Here is a 17,069-nt window from a genome sequence, read left to right as displayed (position 1 = left end):
CACCCCGCCGCATCGGAAAAGTCAACGCCCCCTGTGGAATTCCAGAGGGGGCGTTCGGCCGTCTACGGGGAGGTCAGTCGGCCCAGACGTTCTCGATCGGGGTGCCCTCGTTCGGCGGCGGCGTCGGAACCGCGGCCGGAGTGCGCGAGAAGCGCGGCGCCGGGGCGTGCTGTACGACGCCGTCGATCTCGACCAGGCCGGTGCGGGCCTGGATGTGCGGGTTCTGCTCGGCCTCGGTGAAGGTCAGCACCGGGGTGGTGCAGGCGTCGGTGTGCTCGAAGATCGCCCACCACTCGTCGCGGGTCTTGGTCTTGAACTTCTCGGTGAACAGCTTGCGGAGCTGGTCCTGGCCGTTGGGGTCGAGCTGGTTGGGCAGGCCCTCGGGCGAGATCTCCAGGCCCCGCAGTAGTTCGGCGTAGAACTGCGGCTCGATGCAGCCGACGGCCATGTACTTGCCGTCGGAGGTCTCGTAGGTGTCGTAGAACGCCATGCCGGTGTCGAGCAGGTTGGTGCCGCGCTCGTCCGACCACAGGCCGACGCCCTTCATGCCCCAGATCATGTGCGACAGCGCGAGCGCGCCGTCGATCATGGCGGCGTCGATGACCTGGCCCTTGCCGGAGTTCTGACGTTCCACCAGCGCGGCCAGGATGCCGAAGACCAGGAACATGGAACCGCCGCCGAAGTCGCCGACCATGTTCAGCGGCGGAACCGGCCGCTCGCCCTTGCGGCCGATGGCGTTCAGCACACCGGTGAGGGAGATGTAGTTGATGTCGTGGCCCGCGCGGTCGGCCATCGGGCCGTACTGGCCCCAGCCGGTCATGCGGCCGTAGACCAGGCGCGGGTTGCGTTCCAGCGCGGCGTCGGGGCCCAGGCCCATGCGCTCGGTGACGCCGGGGCGGAAGCCCTCGAGCAGCACGTCGGCCTTGTCGATCAGGCCGAGCACCTTCTCGATGTCGGCGGGATCCTTGAGGTTGGCCTCGACGATGGTGCGGCCGCGCCACTGCGGGCGTTCCATGAAGCCGGGCAGCATGCCGGGCCGCTGGACCCGGACCACGTCGGCGCCGAGGTCGGCGAGCAGCAGTGCCGCATGCGGACCGGGGCCGATGCCGGCCAGTTCAACAACCCGGATGCCCGCGAGCGGGCCCTGCTTGGCGGTGGATGGAGTGCTCACGCCCTACCTCGGTTCGTCGTCGAATGCTGCGCACCGGCTCACCCGCCGGTGTTGACGCTATGACAATAACGCGAAGGTTCGGAAGCGCGGAGGGCGCGGCCTATCGATCGATGCGGGGCAGCGGGAGCGTGGCAGGGTGCTGGGGAGCGGGCAGTTCCGAGCGCGGCAGCCGCAGCGTCGGCGGTTCCCCGGTCGAGCGGTTCGCGGCCGGGTCCTCGAAGTCGCGCACCTTGGCGGGCAGGCCGTAGAAGGCGCGGGCATTGTCTTCCAGGACCTTGTGCAGATCCGAGCCCACGGAGTCGGCGAGCAGGGAGATGTCGGCGTCGCGGAAGGGCCGTCCGGCCCGGGTGCCCGGCAGATCGGTGCCGAACATGAGGGCTTCGGGGTTGACGGTGTGGATCTTGCGCAGGGCCGAGCCGACATTCATCGCCACCCGCCCGAAGCCGGAGGCCTTCACCTTGGCTCCCCGGTCGACCAGATTGAGCAGGTACGGCAGGCAGTCGTCGGACATGCCCAGGTGGTCGATGGACAGCTTGGGCAGCTTGGTGATGACCGGTTCCAGCGAGCCCAGCATGGACCCGTCGATGTAGAGCTCGACATGCCACCCGGCCAGTTCGTAGGCGCGCAGGGCCAGCATGGTGAGTCCGACGATGTCGCCGCCCGCCCGCTTGAGGTTGAACCGGATGGCCCGCACCCCGGCCTTGCTCAGCGCGAGGATCTCGGCGTCGCTCGCGTCGACGTGGAGATTGGTGACGCCGACCCAGCCCTCGCCGAGTTCGGCGAGGGCGGCCAGCAGATAGCTCTGATCGGTGCCCTGGAAGGACCCGCTGACCACCGCGCCACCGTCGATATCGAAGCGGGACATGCGCTTGCGATAGTCGGCGATGGTGTACGGGTCGGGCAGGTAGCCCTCGTTCTCGACCAGCGGGAACCGCGGATCGAAGATGTGGAGATGGGCATCGAACACGTGATCAGCATGCCTCAGAACGGTGACAAGTGTGGACAACCTTGTCCAGCAGGCGGATTCACGCTGGTCAGGACGTCGGGTCGGTGACCGCTCAGGAGGCCTTGTCGGGCTCGGAGGCGGCCAGCATCGCGTCGCGCTCGACGACCTTGACCCGCTCGCGGCCCTGCGGCTCGCCGAGGGCGCGCTCGTGCGCGTCCAGGCGGTACCAGCCGGCCCAGGTGGTGAACGGGATGCCCTTGCCCTCGAGGAACTCGGTGACGGCCTCGAGCTCCGGCTTGGCGGCCGGGGCGAAGTTGGCGGCGTCGTCGAGCAGGCAGGCGATGGTCTCGTTGGCGTCGCCCTTGGTATGGCCGATCAGGCCGACCGGGCCGCGCTTGATCCAGCCGGTGACGTAGGTAGCGGGCATGTAGCGGGCCGCGCCGTCGGCGTCCTCGTCGATGATCACGCGACCGGCCTCGTTGGGCACGGTGCCGGCCTGGTCGTCGAAGGGCAGGGCCGGGATGTTCTGCGACAGGTAGCCCACCGCGCGGTACACGGCCTGGATGTCCCAGTCCTTGAATTCGCCGGTGCCCTTGCAGTTTCCGGTGCCGTCGAGCTGGGTGCGCTCGGTGCGCAGGCCCACGACCTTGCCGTCCTCGCCCAGGATCTCCGAGGGGTTCTCGAAGAAGTGCAGGAACAGCTTGTGCGGGCGGTTGCCGACGTCGCGGATGGCCCACTGCTCGAGGGTGTTGCAGATCATGTCGACCTGCTTGGAGTGCCGGCGCGCGGCCTCGGAGCCCTCGTCGTAGTCGATGTCCTCGGGGTCGACGATGACCTCGATGGTCGGCGAGTGGTCGAGTTCGCGCAGCTCGAGCGGGGTGAACTTGGCCTGCGCGGGACCGCGGCGGCCGAACACGTGCACCTCGAGCGCCTTGTTGCCCTTGAGGCCCTCGTAGACGTTCGGCGGGATCTCGGTCGGCAGCAGCTCGTCGCCGGTCTTGGCGAGCACGCGCGCCACGTCGAGGGCGACGTTGCCGACGCCGAGGACGGCGACCTTCTCCGCCTCCAGCGGCCAGGAGCGGGCGACGTCGGGGTGGCCGTCGTACCAGGACACGAAGTCCGCGGCGCCGTAGGAGCCGTCCAGGTCGATGCCCGGCACGCCCAGCGCGCGGTCGGCGTTGGCGCCGGTGGAGAAGATGACCGCGTCGTAGAACTGCTGCAGGTCCTCGAGGGTGATGTCGACGCCGTAGTCGATATTGCCGAGCAGGCGGACCTGCGGCTTGTCGAGCACCTTGTGCAGCGCGGTGATGATGCCCTTGATGCGCGGGTGGTCCGGCGCCACGCCGTAGCGGATCAGGCCGAAGGGCGCGGGCATGCGCTCGTAGAGATCGATGCTCACGTCCGCGTCGGACTTCATCAACGCGTCGGCGGCGTAGATGCCGGCCGGTCCTGCGCCCACGATCGCAATGCGTAGCGGGCGGGTCGCTGCACTCTGTTCGGTCATTCTTCCGCGCACCCTTTGGGTCGAAACTAACTTGCCGTCAAAACTCAGCCGTCGCTCTTAGCTTAGGCTAAGTTGACGCTCTGGCCTCGGCGGCCTCCGTTGGCCCCCGACGCTGCAGCGTTGCTGCGTAGTCTTGCTATTCCCGCGCTGGGGCGGGAAATTCTGCTGATTCTATCGATGGCACGCGGCGGCCCGCACAAGGGGACCAGGCATGATCTACCCATGAGCGACGCCGAGGAGACCCCGATCCGGATCGACCAGAACGAGACCCGCAGCATGTGGCCGTTCCTGGTGGCGGCGGGAATCATCGCGATGGTGATCCTGGGAATCGTGATCGCGTCGGTCGTGTCGCCGGTTGAGAAGAATGTCACAGATTCCGATCGGCTCTCGCTGGCGGCGACCAAGTTCGTGATGGCCCGCAACGAGAAGGGGCAGTACGACCCGGCGCTGTCCTGCAAGGGATTCGACGAGAACGCCTCGCCGCTGAAGGCGGCCACCGCGACCGGCGGCTCGATCGCCTTCGACAAGCTGACCGACGCGTCCGTCACGGGCGACCAGGCCACCGCGCAGGTCACGTTCACCGTCGCCGGGGCGCCGTCGACGTCGACGTGGCACTTCGCCAAGGAGAATTCCCGCTGGTTGGTCTGTAATTCGTGACAACAGCCGAGTGCGCCGCCGGGGTTTGACAGTGGGGATGGTTCTTCGGCAATCTCAATCCCAGGTCATGAGTACCAGCGCCAAGCCCCGGCTGGCTGGTCGGCAACCCTCCTCCGCGGTGGGGTGCTCCGGGTGACGACCTGGCCTCGCATCGGACAGCGGTGCGGCAAGTGCGGATTCTCAGGAGGTACAAGTGAGCTACGCCGGTGACATCACGCCCAAGCAGGCGTGGGAGTTGTTGCGCGACAACCCCGACGCGGTCCTGGTGGACGTGCGCACCGAGGCCGAGTGGCGGTTCGTCGGCGTGCCCGACACCAGCGGCATCGGCCGCCCGACCGCGCTGATCGAATGGGTCGACGTGACCGGTACCCCCAATGCCCGGTTCACCGACCTGCTGAAGCAGTCGCTGGCCGACCGTACCGCGGACTCGGACGCGCCCGTCATCTTCATCTGCCGCTCGGGCCAGCGTTCGATCGGCGCGGCCACCGCCGCCACCACGCTCGGCATCACCCCTTCGTTCAACGTGGTCGACGGCTTCGAGGGCGCCCTCGACGGCCAGGGCCACCGCGGCAGCACCGGCTGGCGCGCCGACGGACTTCCGTGGAGGCAGTCATGATCACCGGCGGCTCTTTCGAGAAACCGCTCCCCGAGGGCGTCGGCCCCGCCACCCAGGCGGTGCGCGGCGGCACCCGGCGTTCCGGCTTCGACGAGACCTCCGAGGCGCTGTTCCTCAATTCGGGTTTCGTCTACGAGAGCGCCGAGGCGGCCGAAGCCTCCTTCACCGGCGATATCGAGCACTTCGTGTACTCGCGCTACGGCAACCCGACGGTCGCCATGTTCGAGGAGCGGCTGCGCCTGATCGACGGCGCGGAGGCCTGTTTCGCGACCGCGTCGGGCATGTCGGCGGTGTTCACCGCGCTGGGCGCGCTGTTGTCCGCCGGTGACCGGCTGGTCGCGGCGCGTAGCCTGTTCGGCTCCTGCTTCGTGGTGGCCAACGAGATCCTGCCGCGCTGGGGCGTGGAGACGGTGTTCGTCGACGGCGAGGACCTGAACCAGTGGGAGCAGGCGCTGTCCGTTCCCACCCAGGCCGTCTTCTTCGAGACCCCCTCGAACCCGATGCAGACCCTCACCGATGTGCGCGCGGTCTCGGATCTGGCGCACGCGGCGGGCGCGAAGGTGGTGCTGGACAACGTCTTCGCCACCCCGCTGCTGCAGCGCGGCTTCGATCTGGGCGCGGACATCACCGTCTACTCGGGCACCAAGCACATCGACGGCCAGGGCCGGGTGCTCGGCGGCGCGATCCTGGGTCCGCAGGACTACATCGACGGCCCGGTGAAGAACCTGATGCGCCACACCGGTCCGGCGCTGAGCCCGTTCAACGCCTGGACCCTGCTCAAGGGTCTGGAGACGATGCCGCTGCGCCTGCGTCAGTCGGTGGACTCGGCGTTGAAGATCGCCGAGTTCCTGGAGTCGCATCCGGCGGTGGCGTGGGTGAAGTACCCGTTCCTGTCCTCGCATCCGCAGTACGAGCTGGCGAAGCGCCAGATGTCGGGCGGCGGCACGGTGATCACCTTCGAGCTGAAGGCCGACGACAACGAGGCCAAGAAGCGCGCGTTCGAGGTGCTGAACCGGCTGCGGATCATCGACATCTCCAACAACCTCGGTGACGCGAAGACGCTGATCACCCACCCGGCCACCACCACCCACCGGGCGATGGGGCCGGAAGGCCGTGCGGCCGTGGGCATTACCGACGGTGTGCTGCGCGTCTCCATCGGTCTGGAGGACGTGGAGGATCTCCTCAACGATCTGGATCACGCGCTGAGCTGATCCGAAGATCTCTGCGAAGGGCCGGAACCCGCTGGGTTCCGGCCCTTTCGTCATTCCGTCAGCCCGGCACCACCCCGGCGCCTGCGACCGGCCGATACCGCCTGTGCTGCTGGGAATTTCGCGGCAGGGACTGGGGTGTGACCGGATCGGCCGCACCCCGGTGGAATGGCGTCAGGCCGGGTTGTACTCGGCTGTGACGTCGAGGATCCACGTGATGCCGAAGCGATCGCGCAGCATCCCGAAACCGGGCGCCCACTGCGCCGGGCCGAATTCCTCGATGACGCTTGCCCCGTCCGCGAGGCGTTCCCACAGCGCGCCGACCTCCTCGACGGTGTCGCCGCGGACGGAGAGGAAGAACGGTTCCGTGGTGCGGGTGGTGCCGTTCTCGCGGCGGGTGGTGGGCGCGTCCTGGGCGACCGGTGTGTCCGCACCGGGGACGTCGTATGCCATGACCCGGAAGCCGCTGCCGGCGATGATCTGTCCGAACATCACCTTGGTGGCTTCTGGCAGTTCCGCGGGCATCCCGAAGTCGCCGTAGGTGGCGATGGTGGTCTGACCGCCGAACACCGACTGGTAGAACTCCAGGGCCGCACGGGCCTGACCGTGGAAGTTCAGGTGGGCGACAGCGTTTACCGACATGGTGATCGGGTCCCTTCGGAGGTGATGTCGCCGCCGGAGGGTTCCGGCGACAACGCCACCCTGGCAGCAGTACCGGCCAGGGAACGTCCGCTATTTCTGGCAGCCTGGGGAGCATGCCGACCGCGTCTTCGAAGGTGACGTCTCGCCGCCTGCTCTCGCTGCTGTCGTTGCTGCAGGTCCGCCGTGACTGGCCGGGATCGCTGCTCGCCCAGCGGCTGGCGGTGAGCGAACGCACGGTTCGCCGCGATGTCGATCGGCTGCGCGAACTCGGTTACCCCGTCCGGGCGGTCAAGGGACCCGAGGGTGGTTATCGGCTCGAGGCGGGTAGCGAGCTGCCCCCGCTCCTGTTCGACGACGAGCAGGCGGTCGCGCTCGCTGTGGCGTTGCGGATCGCGGCCGGGACGGGTGCCGGTATCGAAGAGGCAGCCGCGCGCGCGTTGGCGACTGTGCGGCAGGTGCTGCCGTCCCGCCTGCGGCAGCGTGTCGACGCCCTCGACGTGACCGCGATCGAAGCGGCCGGGCCCGGCGCCGATCCCCAAGTCGACACCGCCGTTCTGCTCGCGCTGAGCGCCGCCGTCCGATCCGCGGAGGAGGTGCGGTTCGACTACCGGTCGGCGGCCGGGCCGCGGGATCCCGGGTCGCGGCCGGCGCGGCGGGTACAGCCGCACCACCTCGTGGTCCGGGCTGGACGCTGGTATCTGATCGGATGGGATCCCGAGCGGCAGGATTGGCGGATTCATCGTGCCGATCGGATGGCGTTGCGCGTCCCGAACGGGCCGCGCTTCATACCCCGGCAAGTTCCAGGTGGCGACGTCGCCGCGTTCCTGTCCGCCCGGTTCAAGGGTTCCGACAGCGCGAACATCTGGCCCTGTCGCGGTGAGGTGGTCCTCGACCTCCCCGCCGCACAGGTTGCCCCGTTCGCCGGCGACGGCATCGTCGAGGAACTCGGCCCCGCCCGAACCAGACTGCTGACCGGTTCCTGGTCCTGGGTCGCGCTCGCCGCGATGCTGGCGCGTTTCGACACCGAGATCGAGGTCATTGGCCCGGACGCACTGCGTGATGCCTTCGCCGCGCTGTCCCGGCGCGCCGCACGTGCCGCACGCCCGGAGTCATAAGCCTGTTCGAAGCATCGGCCGAACTCGCGCGGCGACGGCCTCGAGAGGGGGAGGTGGTTGTCGCTCGCGGCACTACTGCGTGTGGGCGCTTCTCCGAGTTATTGACAGCATGCTGTCAATCATGACAGCATGCTGTCATGATGAAAACAGTTCACATGGCCGTCTACGACACCTTCTCGGACTGGGAGGTCGGCCATGCGACCGCACACATCAATCGCGCACTCTGGCACCGTGACCCGGGAACGTGGCAGGTCAAGACCGTCGCCATCAGCGCCGAACCGATCACCTCGATGGGCGGCATGCGCATCCTGCCCGATCTCGCCCTCGAGGATCTGAAGTCCGGCGACAGCGCCATGCTGATCCTGCCGGGTCTGGAGACCGAGCTGGATTCCGAGACGCCCGCCGCTTTCGCACGCAAGGCCCGCGAGTTCGTGACGGCCGGGGTGCCGGTGGCGGCGATCTGCGGCGGAACCTTCGCGCTGGCGCAGGAGGGGCTGCTCGACGACCGGCCGCACACCAGCAATGCCGCTGAATACCTCGCCTACAGCGGCTACGCGGGCGGCGAGCACTTCGTCCAGGCGCCGGCCGTCACCGGTGGCGATGTGATCACCGCGTCCGGCACCAGCCCGGTCGAGTTCGCGCGCGAGATCCTCGCTCGCCTGGACATTTTCGAGCCGCACGTCCTGGAGGCCTGGTACAAGCTGTACGGGAACAACGATCCCGCGGGCTTCTACACGCTCTACGAGTACGAGCAGCAGCGGGCGGCGGCGCGGTGACGCGTACCGGGCAGGAACTATTCGCGACGGCGGCGGTCACGTCGTTCAAGCTGAACGGCCAATTCCTCGGTATCGCCGAGGAATTGGCGAGGCCGTCCGGGATCACGGTGGCGTGGTGGCAGGTGCTGGGCGCGATCCTGCACCAGCCGCTGCCGGTGGCGGGCATCGCCCGGGAGATGGGTATCACCCGGCAGAGCGTGCAGCGCATCGCGGATGTGCTGGAGGGCAAGGGATTCGTCGAGTACAAGCCGAATCCGGCGCATCGGCGCGCCAAGCTGGTGGCCATCACCGAGTCGGGTCACGACGCGGTCCGCGCGATCGACCCACAGCACGCGGCGATGGCGAAACGCCTTGTCGCGCACCTGGGCAGGGCCGAGCTGGAGCGGGTCGTGGACGCGCTGACGACCCTGTCGGCCGCCCTCGACGTGCTCGAGGACGACGCGACGGGCGCCGCCTGACTACAGCGCGAACGGGTCCTTGGTCTTGCCGACCAGCGAGGCGACCGACGGCAGGATGGCGGTCGGGCGGTACGGGAACTGCTCGACCAGGGCGGGCGTCGAGATGCCGGTGGTGACCAGGATGGTCCGCATGCCCGCCTCCAGGCCGGAGATGACGTCGGTGTCCATGCGGTCGCCGATCATGACGGTGGACTGCGAGTGCGCGCCCAGCCGGCGCAGCGCCGAGCGCATCATCAGCGGGTTGGGTTTGCCCACGTAGTACGGCTTCTTGCCGGTGGCCTGGGTGATCAGCGCCGCGACCGAACCGGTGGCCGGGAGGATGCCCTCGCGCGAGGGCCCGGTGGCGTCGGGATTGGTGGCGATGAAGCGCGCACCCGCCGCGATCAGGCGGATGGCGGTGGTGATGGCCTCGAACGAGTAGGTGCGGGTTTCGCCGAGCACCACGTAGTCGGGGTTGGAATCGGTGAGGACGTAACCGATCTCGTGCAGCGCGGTGGTGAGCCCGGATTCGCCGACCACGTAGGCGGTGCCGTCGGGCCGCTGGTCCTTCAGGAAGGTGGCGGTCGCCAGGGCGGAGGTCCAGATGGATTCGACGGGGATGTCGAGGCCGGTGTGCTGGAGCCGGGCCTGCAGGTCGCGCGCGGTGTAGATGCTGTTGTTGGTGAGCACCAGGAACGGGATCTGATTGTCGCGCAGTTCGGCGAGGAACTCGTCGGCTCCGGGCACCAGGTGGTTCTCGTGGACCAGGACGCCGTCCATATCGGTCAGGTAGGAAAGGATCGGTTCTCGGCTCGCGTTGGTCACGCGCATATTCTCCGCTATCCGCGGATCGAAAGCTCACATATTCCTGCGGTGTGACCGCTGCCGCATCGTCTTCCGGTGCTGACTACTGTGCGAAGTAGGCCGTTCGCGCCGACCGGTGCGAGCGCAGCATGGCGACAGGAGTGCCCAGGTGAAGGACCTCAAGCTCGGCTACAAGGCGTCCGCCGAACAGTTCGGCCCGCGTGAGCTGGTGGAGCTCGCGGTGGCGGCGGAGGAGCACGGCCTCGACAGCGCGACGGTGTCCGACCATTTCCAGCCGTGGCGGCACAATGGCGGGCACGCCCCGTTCTCGCTGGCCTTCCTGGCCGCGGTGGGGGAGCGCACCAACCGCATTCAGCTCGGCACCTCGGTGCTGACCCCGACCTTCCGCTACAACCCGGCGGTGATCGCGCAGGCATTCGCCACCCTGGGCTGCCTGTACCCGGATCGCATCATGCTGGGTGTCGGCTCCGGTGAGGCGCTCAACGAGATCGCGACCGGGTTCCAGGGCGAGTGGCCGGAGTTCAAGGAGCGGTTCGCCCGCCTGCGCGAGTCGGTGGAATTGATGCGCGCGCTGTGGACCGGCGAGCGCGTGGACTTCGACGGCCAGTACTACAAGACCGTCGGCGCCTCCATCTACGACGTGCCCAAGGGCGGCATCCCGGTGTACATCGCGGCGGGCGGCCCGCTGGTCGCCCGGTACGCGGGTCGCGCGGGTGACGGTTTCATCTGCACCTCGGGCAAGGGCATGGACCTCTACACCGAGAAGCTGATGCCGGCGGTCGCGGAGGGTGCGGCCAAGGCGGGGCGTGCGGTCGAGGACATCGACCGGATGATCGAGATCAAGATCTCCTACGACACCGATCCGGTTCTGGCGCTGGAGAACACGCGTTTCTGGGCTCCGCTGTCGCTGACCGCGGAGCAGAAGCACTCGATCACCGATCCGATGGAGATGGAGGCGGCCGCCGACGCGCTGCCGATCGAGCAGATCGCCAAGCGCTGGATCGTGGCCAGCGACCCGGACCAGGCCGTCGAGCAGATCAAGCCGTATCTGGATGCGGGCCTGAACCACCTGGTCTTCCACGCCCCGGGCCACGACCAGCGTCGCTTCCTGGACCTGTTCCAGCGCGACCTGGCCCCCAGGCTGCGCGCCCTCTGAGGTATTCCGCCACTCGGGTGGGGGACGGGCGTCCGATCCGGATGTCCGTCCCTGCGGAAAACAGCGCATAACGGTCGGTAGGCTTTCGCCCATGGCTGCCACACCGGTCTCCAGTGTGTACATCGCGTCCCCCGAGGGCGACACCGGCAAATCGACGGTGGCGCTCGGCGTTCTCCAGGCCCTGGCCGCCACGACCCCACGAGTGGGCGTGTTCCGGCCGATCACCCGGTCCGCCACCGCCCGGGACTACATTCTCGAGCTGCTGCTCGAATACTCGACCTCCGACGTCGACTACGACCAGGCCACCGGCGTCACCTACGAGCAGGTGCACGCGGACCCGGACGCCGCGATCAGCGAGATCGTCATGCGTTATCACGCCGTCGCCAAGCAGTGCGACGCCGTGCTCGTCCTGGGTTCGGACTACACCGATGTGGCCAGCCCCAGCGAACTGCGGTTCAACGCCCGCATCGCGGTCAACCTGGGTGCGCCGGTGCTGCTGGTGGTGCGCGGAATCGGCCGCACCCCGGGCGAATTGGGTCAGCTGGTGGAGTTGTGCCGCAACGAGCTGGTGGCCGAGCACGCCAAGCTGGTGGCGGTGATCGCCAACCGCTGCGAGCCCGATCAGCTGGAGGCCGACGCCGAAGCCCTGGCCAAGGCGTGCGCGGTGCCGTCCTGGACGCTGCCGGAGGTGCCGCTGCTGCAGGCCCCCACCATGGAGGAGCTGCGCGAGGCCATCGGTGGCGAGATCTACAGCGGCGACCCGGAACTCATGCACCGTGAGGCGCTGCACGTGATGGTGGGCGGCATGACGGCCGAGCACATTCTGGAACGCCTCACCGACGGTGTCGCCGTCATCGCCCCCGGTGACCGCTCCGACGTGCTGCTGGCCCTGGTGAATGCCCATGAGGCGGAAGGTTTTCCGTCGCTGGCCGGCATCATCATGAACGGCGCTATCCGCCCCCAGCCCGCCATCGCCCGGCTGATGGCGGGTCTCAAGCCCCGGCTGCCGATTCTGGCCACCGATCTCGGCACCTACGAGACCGCCAAGGCCACCGCGCTGACCCGGGGCCGGGTGTCGTTGTCGAGCATGCGCAAGGTGGACACCGCCCTGGCCGTCATGGAGGAGCGGGTCGATCCGAGAGAGCTGTTGCGGCAGATCGAGGTTCCCATTCCGAACATCGTCACCCCGCAGATGTTCGAGTACCAGCTGATCGAGCGCGCCCGCAACGACCGCAAGCGGATCGTGCTGCCCGAGGGCGACGACGACCGCATCCTGCGCGCGGCCGGCCGGGTGCTGCAGCGCAAGATCGCCGATCTGACGATTCTGGGCGACGAGACCGCGGTGCGCGGCCGCGCCGCCGAACTGGGCGTGAACATCGACGCCGCCGAGGTGCTCGATCCCCAGACCTGCCCGCTGCGTGACGAATTCGCCGAGGAGTACGCCCGCCTGCGCGCCCACAAGGGCATGACCGTGGACCGGGCCCGCGAATACATGGGCGACATCTCGTATTTCGGCACCATGATGGTGCACATGGGGGTCGCGGACGGCATGGTGTCGGGCGCGGCGCACACCACCGCGCACACCATCCGCCCGTCGTTCGAGATCATCAAGACCGAGCCGGGCGTGTCCACGGTGTCGAGCGTGTTCCTCATGTGCCTGGCGGACCGGGTGCTGGTGTACGGCGACTGCGCGGTGGTGCCGGACCCGACCTCGGATCAGCTGGCCGATATCGCCATCTCGTCGGCGCGGACCGCCGCCCAGTTCGGCATCGACCCGCGCGTGGCCATGCTCTCCTATTCGACGGGAGAGTCGGGCACCGGCGCGGATGTCGACAAGGTGCGTGACGCCACCAAGTTCGTGCACGATCGCGCGCCGGAGCTGTTGGTGGAGGGCCCGATCCAGTACGACGCGGCGATCGAGCCCGCGGTGGCCAAGACCAAGCTGCCGAATTCCGAGGTAGCCGGGCAGGCGACGGTCTTCATCTTCCCGGACCTCAATACCGGCAACAACACCTACAAGGCCGTGCAGCGCAGTGCGGGCGCGGTGGCGATCGGCCCGGTGTTGCAGGGTTTGAACAAGCCGGTCAATGATCTGTCGCGGGGCGCGCTGGTCGCCGACATCGTGAACACGGTCGCGATCACCGCGATTCAGGCGCAGCAGGAGGCGTAAATGAAGGTCCTGGTGATCAATTCGGGTTCCTCGTCGATCAAGTACCAGCTGCTGGAGCCCGCCACGGCCGACGTGTGCGCGCACGGCATGGTGCAGCGCATCGGCGAGGCGGTCGAACCGGACGTGGTGACCGTCGAACACCACACGGGAGAGAAGACTTTCGAGTACCAGGGCTCGATCGCCGATCACGCGCAGGGCCTGCAGGTGGTGTTCGACCTGTTCATCGCGAGCGGCCAGGATCTGGCGCACGCCGATCTGGGCGCGGTCGGGCACCGGGTGGTGCACGGCGGCGAGGTGTTCTACGAGCCGACGCTCATCACCGACGACGTCGTGCAGGCCATCACCGACCTGTCCTCCCTGGCGCCCCTGCACAATCCGCCGAACGTCACCGGCATCGAGTCCGCGCGGGCGCTGCTGCCGCGGGTGCCGCAGGTCGCGGTGTTCGACACCGCCTTCTTCCACAATCTGCCCGCCGCCGCCAAGACCTACGCCATCGACGCGGAAACCGCCGCGGCGCACGGGGTTCGCAAGTACGGGTTCCACGGCACCTCGCACGACTACGTGTCCGGGCAGACGGCGGATTTCCTCGGCAGGGATCGCGCCGAGTTGAACCAGATCGTGCTGCACCTGGGCAACGGCGCGTCCGCCTCCGCCATTCGCGCCGGGCAGGCGGTGGACACCACCATGGGCCTGACGCCGTTGGAGGGCCTGGTCATGGGCACCCGGTCCGGGGATCTGGATCCGGGCATCATCTTCCATCTGATCCGCACGGCCGGCATGGATGTCGACGATGTGGACGCCCTGCTGAACCGGTATTCGGGGATCAAGGGCCTGTCCGGCGTCAATGACTTCCGCGAGCTGGGCCGTCTCATCGAAACCGGCCATCCCACCGCGAAACTCGCGTTCGATGTCTACATCCACCGGTTGCGGCGCTACATCGGCGCGTATCTGATCGAGCTGGGCCGGGTGGACGCGATCACGTTCACCGCCGGGGTCGGCGAGAACGACGCGCGGGTGCGCGCGGAGGCGCTGGCCGGTCTGGAGCGCTACGGCATCCGGATCGACGCCGACCGGAACACCGCCGAAGACCGGATGGCACGTCGCATTTCGGCCGACGACTCGGAGATCTCGGTGCTGGTGGTGCCGACCAACGAGGAGCTCGCCATCGCCCGCGCGGCCGCGCGATTGGTCGGCTGAGGCTTCCTCACGAAATCATCATGATGCGGTCGGCACAGTGGTGCCCGGACCCGGTTCCCGCCGGTCCACCGGAACCCGTGTCGCACCACGCACAACCGCGGTGGTGGCCGAAAATCCCTCGCCGGTCACATGGTCTCAGGCTGCCCTCGAGACCGCCGCGGGCGGCACGGGGCTCCTCCGGATTCCTGAGACCGGCTGTCAGAACCAGGATTTGGCGCGCACCGCGTTGGCCAGATCCACCAGCGCGTACCGGTGATTCCGTTCGGGCGCGGACCGGGCCAGTCCACGCAGCCCCGTCTCGATGCCGCGCCGCAGATCCCGCTCGGTGAACGGCGAACCGAACAGCGTGGAGCCGGCCGACTTCGGCTTGTTTCCCGCCTGCACCCAGCCCAGCGCGATGCCCATCGACAGGATCCGCAGTTGCGCCGCACGCCCCTCGCCCGGCGGCAGGTCCTGCACGCGCGCCGCCGCCACCTGGAGGGTCGATTCGTCCAGTTCCGCGGCTGGAGCGCAGGTCAGCAGCATGAGAATGGCCGTCATCCGGGCTTCCGCGTAATGCCGGGAGGCGGGCGGCACCTGGTCGAGTGCGTGCACCGCGGCGGTGATGTTCCCGGCCGCCGCGAGCTGCCGAGCCAGGCCGAACGCGGCGCTCACCACGCCCCGGTCGGTGCGCCACACGGTGGCGTAGTAGTTCTCGGCGTAGGAGCGCCATTCCTCGGGGTCCGGCGAATCCCAATGCTGGAGAATGAGTTCCGCGGTGGCGGCGAGCGCCAGCTTGGGCGCGATCTCACCGGGCAGCGCCTCCAGCACCGCGTCGAAGCGGGCGAAGGCGCGCTCGTACTCCAATTCCAGCAGTTCGGTGAGCCCGAGATACCAGTCGATGCGCCAGTCCCAGGCGGGCGGCTCGGGTTCGTCGGTGAGCCGGGCCAGCAGCATGCGCGCGGCCGCGGGCTCGTTCAGGTCCAGATGCGCGCGGGCCTCGGCGAGGGTGACCTCCAGTTCGAGGGTCTCGGGCGCGCCACCGGGTTCGGCGGCCCCGCGTTGGCGGGCGTGCCGCAGTTCCTCGAGCGAGTGCCGGGGTTCGGGGTGGGCGGCGCCGGCCAGCAGCGGCGCGGACGGGTCGCTCGGATCGATGATGGGCACCGGTAGCGCGGCCACCACGTCACCGGGTTGCAGCAGGGTGCCGCGGCCGATGCCGTCGATGATGCCGTCGGTCTGCGCGATGAGTTCGCCGGTGCCGAAGCTGGTGCGCGGCGGGCTGAACAGGGTCGACAGCTGCGGGTGCTCGTTGCCGGTCTCGGCGGCCAGGATCTCGCGCAGCACGCCGGTGAGCTGGGCGGCCAGGACCCGCGCGGATGGGAAGCGGCGGTCCGGATCGGGATCGGTGGCGCGCAGCAGCAGCCGGTAGAGGAACGGATGCTGGGCCAGCATCGGCTCGTCCTTCGGATCCGGGATACCGTCGACGTAGGCGCCGCGCTCCATAGGCAGGTGCAGGGTGAGCACGGCGAGCGCACGTCCGACGGTGTAGATGTCCGAGGCCACGGTGGGCCCGGTGTGGGCGATCTCGGGGGCCTGGAATCCCCTGGTGCCGTACAGGTTTCCGTACGCTTCGAACTGGGTGACCGCGCCCAGGTCGATGAGCTCCACCCGGTCGGTGGTGATCATGATGTTGTCGGGCTTGAGGTCGTTGTAGGCCAGCCCCACCGAATGCAGATAGTCCAGGGCCGGAAGGATTTCCAGCAGGTAGGCGATGGCCACCGAGACCGGCATGCGGGCGGGCGCGTAGTGGTCGAGCAGGTGGCGCAGCGAATGCCCGCCCACGTACTCCATCACGATGTAGCCGATCGGCGTCCCGTCCGGGCCCGGATGCTCCACGAAGTTGTGGATCTTCACGATGCTCGGGTGCACCACCTCCGCGAGGAACTGCCGTTCGGCCAGCGCGACCGCCTGCGCTTCGGCGTCACCGGCGTGCAACAGGCCCTTGAGCACCACCCAGCGGTCGCTGACATTGCGGTCGATGGCGAGGTAGATCCAGCCCAGGCCGCCGTGCGCGATACAGCCCTGGATCTCGTACTGGCCCGTCACCCGGTCGCCGGGGTAGAGGGAGGGCCGGAAATCGTAGGGGGCGCCGCAGGTTTGGCAGTCACCCGCCGTGGTGGACGGCAGCGTCGGGGTGGCCCGGCCGACCGGTTTGCCGCAGCGCCAGCAGAATCGGCGGCCCTCGGCGACCACGGGATCGTCGAGCACCGCCTGCTCCGGATCCACCGGCTCCACGGTCGGGATCGGCACCAGGCCCGCGCCGAGCCGCCGCACCACCGGGCGCGGGCGGGCCATGCGCGCGGTGCGCTGGGACGGCCGGGTGGGGGTGCGCGGTTCGCCCTCGGAGCCCGGAACCGCCTCCGCCGGTGGAACTTCCGGTTCGTCCTCGATGCGGGGTGCGCGCTGGGTCATCTCGGTGCGCGGGGTGGCCTGGGTCGCGGCGGGTTCGTCCGGCTCGGCGGCGTGGCGTGCGCGTTCGCCGCGCGGGGGCACCTGCCGGGTGGTGATCTCGGTGCGGGCGGGCCAGTGCGGTCCGACGTTGGTGGCGTGGGTCGGGACGCCTTCGGCGTCGCCGCGGTCGGGGTGCTGCGGATCGGACGGAGTGCTCAT

At 68.8% G+C, this 17,069-nt stretch carries 15 protein-coding genes and 1 riboswitch; of the genes, 9 read left to right on the top strand and 6 right to left on the bottom strand.

What is annotated here, in order from left to right:
• Positions 1-73 precede the first annotated feature (73 nt).
• The 3 genes from ACFYTS_RS30185 to ACFYTS_RS30175 all read right to left on the bottom strand — a co-directional run bounded on the left by ACFYTS_RS30185 (position 74) and on the right by ACFYTS_RS30175 (position 3,621).
• Positions 74-1,171 carry a CaiB/BaiF CoA transferase family protein gene (locus tag ACFYTS_RS30185; RefSeq protein WP_387308945.1) on the bottom strand — a complete coding sequence of 366 codons (1,098 nt, stop codon included), beginning with the start codon at positions 1,169-1,171 and terminating at the stop codon, positions 74-76.
• 100 nt (positions 1,172-1,271) lie between these two features.
• A complete protein-coding gene (locus ACFYTS_RS30180; RefSeq protein ID WP_357284816.1) occupies positions 1,272-2,138 on the bottom strand; it encodes an amidohydrolase family protein in 867 nt (288 codons plus the stop codon).
• Between the two features lie 91 nt (positions 2,139-2,229).
• Positions 2,230-3,621 carry an FAD-dependent oxidoreductase gene (locus ACFYTS_RS30175; RefSeq protein ID WP_387308944.1) on the bottom strand — a complete coding sequence of 464 codons (1,392 nt, stop codon included), beginning with the start codon at positions 3,619-3,621 and terminating at the stop codon, positions 2,230-2,232.
• 222 nt (positions 3,622-3,843) lie between these two features.
• On the opposite strand from ACFYTS_RS30175, the gene ACFYTS_RS30170 reads away from it, so the two are divergent.
• The 3 genes from ACFYTS_RS30170 to ACFYTS_RS30160 all read left to right on the top strand — a co-directional run bounded on the left by ACFYTS_RS30170 (position 3,844) and on the right by ACFYTS_RS30160 (position 6,105).
• Complete coding sequence (locus tag ACFYTS_RS30170; protein WP_357284810.1) at positions 3,844-4,278, top strand: hypothetical protein; 435 nt, start codon at positions 3,844-3,846, stop codon at positions 4,276-4,278.
• Between the two features lie 63 nt (positions 4,279-4,341).
• Positions 4,342-4,457: riboswitch (SAM riboswitch) on the top strand.
• 14 nt (positions 4,458-4,471) lie between these two features.
• Positions 4,472-4,894 carry a rhodanese-like domain-containing protein gene (locus ACFYTS_RS30165; protein ID WP_357284807.1) on the top strand — a complete coding sequence of 141 codons (423 nt, stop codon included), beginning with the start codon at positions 4,472-4,474 and terminating at the stop codon, positions 4,892-4,894.
• Positions 4,891-6,105, top strand: a complete 1,215-nt coding sequence (locus ACFYTS_RS30160) for an O-succinylhomoserine sulfhydrylase (protein WP_357284804.1) — start codon at positions 4,891-4,893, stop codon at positions 6,103-6,105. The genes ACFYTS_RS30165 and ACFYTS_RS30160 overlap by 4 nt, the downstream gene beginning before the upstream one ends.
• 171 nt (positions 6,106-6,276) lie before the next feature.
• Here the strand turns inward: ACFYTS_RS30160 and ACFYTS_RS30155 are convergent, their stop codons facing one another.
• Complete coding sequence (locus ACFYTS_RS30155) at positions 6,277-6,744, bottom strand: VOC family protein (protein WP_387308943.1); 468 nt, start codon at positions 6,742-6,744, stop codon at positions 6,277-6,279.
• Between the two features lie 113 nt (positions 6,745-6,857).
• Here ACFYTS_RS30155 and ACFYTS_RS30150 point away from each other — a divergent pair, with 113 nt between their 5' ends.
• The 3 genes from ACFYTS_RS30150 (at position 6,858) to ACFYTS_RS30140 (ending at position 9,093) form a co-directional block, all read left to right on the top strand.
• Entirely contained in the window at positions 6,858-7,859 is a 1,002-nt protein-coding gene (locus ACFYTS_RS30150; protein ID WP_387308942.1) for a helix-turn-helix transcriptional regulator, read from the top strand.
• Between the two features lie 137 nt (positions 7,860-7,996).
• The gene (locus ACFYTS_RS30145) at positions 7,997-8,635 is read left to right on the top strand and encodes a type 1 glutamine amidotransferase family protein (protein ID WP_357284797.1); all 639 of its coding nucleotides are present in this window, start codon (positions 7,997-7,999) and stop codon (positions 8,633-8,635) included.
• Positions 8,632-9,093: a MarR family transcriptional regulator gene (locus ACFYTS_RS30140; protein WP_357284795.1), complete on the top strand. Its 462-nt coding sequence runs from the start codon at positions 8,632-8,634 to the stop codon at positions 9,091-9,093. The genes ACFYTS_RS30145 and ACFYTS_RS30140 overlap by 4 nt, the downstream gene beginning before the upstream one ends.
• Here ACFYTS_RS30140 and ACFYTS_RS30135 read toward each other — a convergent pair whose 3' ends face one another.
• Positions 9,094-9,852 (bottom strand): HAD-IIA family hydrolase, encoded by a 759-nt coding sequence (locus ACFYTS_RS30135; protein WP_357094669.1) that lies wholly within the window; start codon positions 9,850-9,852, stop codon positions 9,094-9,096.
• A 193-nt stretch (positions 9,853-10,045) separates the two neighbouring features.
• On the opposite strand from ACFYTS_RS30135, the gene fgd reads away from it, so the two are divergent.
• The 3 genes from fgd (at position 10,046) to ACFYTS_RS30120 (ending at position 14,420) form a co-directional block, all read left to right on the top strand.
• Positions 10,046-11,053, top strand: coding sequence for a glucose-6-phosphate dehydrogenase (coenzyme-F420) (gene fgd / locus ACFYTS_RS30130; RefSeq protein WP_387308941.1), 1,008 nt, complete (start codon positions 10,046-10,048; stop codon positions 11,051-11,053).
• Between the two features lie 91 nt (positions 11,054-11,144).
• Positions 11,145-13,223: a phosphate acetyltransferase gene (pta, locus tag ACFYTS_RS30125; protein ID WP_357284789.1), complete on the top strand. Its 2,079-nt coding sequence runs from the start codon at positions 11,145-11,147 to the stop codon at positions 13,221-13,223.
• On the top strand, positions 13,224-14,420 hold the full coding sequence (locus ACFYTS_RS30120; RefSeq protein ID WP_387308940.1) for an acetate kinase: 1,197 nt from the start codon (positions 13,224-13,226) through the stop codon (positions 14,418-14,420).
• A gap of 198 nt (positions 14,421-14,618) precedes the next feature.
• Here the strand turns inward: ACFYTS_RS30120 and ACFYTS_RS30115 are convergent, their stop codons facing one another.
• Positions 14,619-17,069: a tetratricopeptide repeat protein gene (locus ACFYTS_RS30115; protein ID WP_357284784.1), complete on the bottom strand. Its 2,451-nt coding sequence runs from the start codon at positions 17,067-17,069 to the stop codon at positions 14,619-14,621.

Source organism: Nocardia sp. NPDC004151, from assembly GCF_042874235.1.
Classification (GTDB): domain Bacteria; phylum Actinomycetota; class Actinomycetes; order Mycobacteriales; family Mycobacteriaceae; genus Nocardia.
This window is presented reverse-complemented; position numbering and strand designations above follow the sequence as displayed.

What these genes read in the sequence shown, in the direction of transcription:
- ACFYTS_RS30150 (WP_387308942.1), top strand. Translation starts at nt 6,858, where the DNA reads ATGCCGACCGCGTCTTCGAAGGTGACGTCTCGCCGCCTGCTCTCGCTG.
- pta (WP_357284789.1), top strand. Translation starts at nt 11,145, where the DNA reads ATGGCTGCCACACCGGTCTCCAGTGTGTACATCGCGTCCCCCGAGGGC.
- ACFYTS_RS30135 (WP_357094669.1), bottom strand. Translation starts at nt 9,852, where the DNA reads ATGGACGGCGTCCTGGTCCACGAGAACCACCTGGTGCCCGGAGCCGAC.
- ACFYTS_RS30170 (WP_357284810.1), top strand. Translation starts at nt 3,844, where the DNA reads ATGAGCGACGCCGAGGAGACCCCGATCCGGATCGACCAGAACGAGACC.
- ACFYTS_RS30145 (WP_357284797.1), top strand. Translation starts at nt 7,997, where the DNA reads ATGATGAAAACAGTTCACATGGCCGTCTACGACACCTTCTCGGACTGG.
- ACFYTS_RS30120 (WP_387308940.1), top strand. Translation starts at nt 13,224, where the DNA reads ATGAAGGTCCTGGTGATCAATTCGGGTTCCTCGTCGATCAAGTACCAG.
- ACFYTS_RS30155 (WP_387308943.1), bottom strand. Translation starts at nt 6,744, where the DNA reads ATGTCGGTAAACGCTGTCGCCCACCTGAACTTCCACGGTCAGGCCCGT.
- ACFYTS_RS30175 (WP_387308944.1), bottom strand. Translation starts at nt 3,621, where the DNA reads ATGACCGAACAGAGTGCAGCGACCCGCCCGCTACGCATTGCGATCGTG.
- ACFYTS_RS30160 (WP_357284804.1), top strand. Translation starts at nt 4,891, where the DNA reads ATGATCACCGGCGGCTCTTTCGAGAAACCGCTCCCCGAGGGCGTCGGC.
- ACFYTS_RS30115 (WP_357284784.1), bottom strand. Translation starts at nt 17,069, where the DNA reads ATGAGCACTCCGTCCGATCCGCAGCACCCCGACCGCGGCGACGCCGAA.